This window comes from Gracilibacillus suaedae, assembly GCF_017599345.1.
GTDB classification, from domain to species: Bacteria; Bacillota; Bacilli; order Bacillales; family Amphibacillaceae; genus Gracilibacillus; species Gracilibacillus suaedae.
Window position 1 is genome coordinate 1 of the sequence record NZ_JAGFVL010000056.1, and the last position, 1553, is coordinate 1553.

Here is a 1553-nt window from a genome sequence, read left to right on the forward strand (position 1 = left end):
CGTGCCTTTGCATCCGTTCCATACAATCTTCATCATCTTGAATTGTTTCACACGGATAGAGGCAGTGAGTTTAAGAACCAACTTATTGATCAGGCATTAGAAACGTTTGGTATTGAGCGTTCATTGAGCGAAAAAGGAACGCCGTATGACAATGCCGTTGCAGAAGCTACATTTAAGACCATCAAAACAGAGTTTGTCAAAGGGGCTTATTTTACTAACCAACACGAACTTGACCTTGAACTTTTTGATTATGTTCATTGGTTCAACCACATTCGAATTCATGGATCTCTAAATTATTTAACACCTACTGAATACAAGTTGATGAACCTTTAAAAAATTGTCCGATTTAGTGTTGACATACCACACCCTGGGAATTTATCTCATACCAGCTATCATTGTGAGTCCACTTACTAAGTTTAATAAAGCCTTTTTCATAGGAGCTTCCTCTTAACGATATGCTTTTAATATAACCATCTCTGGTAGTTGCGTTAAAATTATGGATTATAGATGAGTCAAGACCTATAGCGGGTATACCTGACCACACTCTAGCAATATAGTAAGTTCTTCTGTCAATTATAGATTGTGTTCCAATTTCTGAATTTGAAGTTTCAACTTTTTGCTTCTCAAATTCTATTTTTGTATTTTTTGAACCTTCTTTAATATTCTCTGTTTCCTCTTTAAAAGCGTTAACAACCTCTTGTTTATCATATTTGTATTCTTCAAGTGTACTTTCTTCTAGAGTGATTTCAACTTCCCCGTATTCAACGTTATCAGCTTCGGTGAAATTTCTCAATTCGTTAGTCATCATAGTGCTGATTTCATTTTCCAGCTCTTCAACATTTACCGCTTCTTCTGCAATATTGGTATTTTATAACATATATGTTATATTGTATATAATAACTTAAAGCGTTTCATTTATCAATATCATTTCCGAATTTTTCTATTAGGAGGTAATTAATTTGAAAAAAAATAGAAGGTTAGGAGTAGGTAGTCTATCATTACTTTTCTTTATTTTAGCTATCGCAGTGTCGAATACGATAATCAATAAAAAACCTCTCGGTGAACATGTATTTAATTTCCTTCAGCTTAATATACCAGAGAGTATAATCACTATTACCCTGCTCATTTTAGCTGCAACAATTGGGATTAAATTTAAAGATCATCTGTTTGCGAAAATAGGGGCTGAACCGGTTACACTAGATTGGACAAGTTAGTTAAGGTCAGATAGACTTGGTTCAAATAAAAGCCGAGGAGTTTTAAAATGACCAGAAGAATGAGAAGAAGCTTTTCCAAAGAATTTAAGGAACAAATGGTACAACTGCATGCATCTGGTAAACCCCGTGCAGAAATTATTAAAGAATATGAACTGACGCCTTCCTCCTTTGATAAGTGGGTTCGACAGTATCATGAAAGTGGATCGTTCCAAGAAAAAGACAATCGCACACCAGAACAAGAAGAGTTAATCAAACTTCGTAATGAAAATCAAAAACTGGCCATGGAAAATGATATTTTAAAGCAGGCCGCGCTGATCATGGGACGAAAGTAGATGTGAT

The 1553-nt window shown here is 34.8% G+C and carries 3 protein-coding genes and 1 pseudogene; 3 read left to right on the forward strand and 1 reads right to left on the reverse strand.

Annotated elements, in window-relative coordinates; translation table 11 throughout:
- On the forward strand, positions 1-333 hold a 333-nt coding region (locus J5J03_RS16765; RefSeq protein WP_208590834.1), incomplete at its 5' end, for an IS3 family transposase.
- Positions 334-346: 13 nt separating this feature from the next.
- Here the strand turns inward: J5J03_RS16765 and J5J03_RS16770 are convergent.
- Positions 347-808 (reverse strand): hypothetical protein, encoded by a 462-nt coding sequence (locus tag J5J03_RS16770; RefSeq protein ID WP_208591069.1) that lies wholly within the window; start codon positions 806-808, stop codon positions 347-349.
- Between the two features lie 151 nt (positions 809-959).
- Between J5J03_RS16770 and J5J03_RS16775 the strand changes: the two genes are divergently transcribed.
- Together J5J03_RS16775 and J5J03_RS16780 are read left to right on the forward strand one after the other, a co-directional pair.
- Positions 960-1214 (forward strand): hypothetical protein, encoded by a 255-nt coding sequence (locus J5J03_RS16775; RefSeq protein WP_208591070.1) that lies wholly within the window; start codon positions 960-962, stop codon positions 1212-1214.
- A 47-nt stretch (positions 1215-1261) separates the two neighbouring features.
- Positions 1262-1543, forward strand: a pseudogene (locus J5J03_RS16780) (transposase); the annotation flags it as partial.
- Between the last annotated feature and the right edge of the window lie 10 nt (positions 1544-1553).